The organism is uncultured Methanofollis sp. (assembly GCF_937919355.1).
In the GTDB taxonomy this organism is placed as follows: Archaea; Halobacteriota; Methanomicrobia; order Methanomicrobiales; family Methanofollaceae; genus Methanofollis.
On the sequence record NZ_CALFSA010000068.1, the window covers coordinates 1 to 1,036 of the forward strand.

The following is a 1,036-nucleotide window of genomic DNA, read 5'->3' on the forward strand; positions in this document are numbered from 1 at the left end:
ACCCGATATACTTGAAAAAGAGCATGTCCTCGACGAAAAAGTTGACCTTCATGAGATCTCCTCTGGTGATGTCGTCCTGTTGTTACATCTGTCTGTCATGATCTTGCAGAGCAGTGCGGCCTTTCACTGCCCTGTCAACTCCCTGTACAGGTCCACGTGGAGGTCAGCAACCTTCCTGATGTCGTAATTGTCTGTGAAGGGCCGGGAGATGGCCGCGTGCTTTCCGAGCAACGCCCGGTCCTCGAGCAGCGCACCAGCCTCTTCGATGTCCTCGAAGTACAGCGCCGTGTCCTTAAAGTTCCCGGTGAACTCCGGGATCCTGCGGGCGACGACCGGGAGGCCGGTTGCGAGCGCCTCCAGGATGACCATCGGGAGGCCCTCGGCATAGGAGGGCATGAAGAAGACGTCGGCACTGCAGTAGGCGGCGGTGATGTCGTCGACAAAACCCGTGAAGAGGACGTTCTTCCCGCACCGACTTTTTTTCTCCTCGATCACACCGTAGTCCTGTGAGAGTTTCCCGTATGGAAACCCGCCGACCCAGACAAACCTGATCTCCGGGTGTTCGTGTGCGAGGGCGAGGAAGTCGTAGATGCCCTTCCGCGGCGTCTGCTGGGCGACGGTGAGCACCACCCACTCGTCCTCGCCGATGCCGTACTTCGCCCTGAATGCCGCCCTCTTCGCCGGGTCCGGCCTGAACCTCTCCCTGTTCACGCCGTTCGGGATGAGAGTGGTCGGGACGTCGGGGGCGAAGGCGTGCACTTCCTCGTCGCAGAGAGGGGAGATGGTGATGATATGGTCGAAACCCTGGTAGATGCCTGGATAGAACCTGTTGATGGTACTGGAGAAGGCGATGTTCCCGCTGTTGAGGCGCGGGGTGGAGTGGGCGGTGAGCACCTTAATGCCGTGCTCGAATTTCTTGTTCGTCAGGGCGAGGGGGCCGAAGGTGTGGTAGTGGACGAGGTCGAAGGTGCGGCCGCGGGCATTCCAGGAGACCTCGGTTCCATTCCCCTCTCTGGCGAGAGCGCCGTACAGCGTC

General features: G+C 60.1%; 1 protein-coding gene. It reads right to left on the reverse strand.

What is annotated here, in order from left to right; translation table 11 throughout:
- Positions 1-123: 123 nt before the first annotated feature.
- On the reverse strand, positions 124-1,036 hold a 913-nt coding region (locus Q0520_RS03350; protein WP_298666586.1), incomplete at its 5' end, for a glycosyltransferase family 4 protein.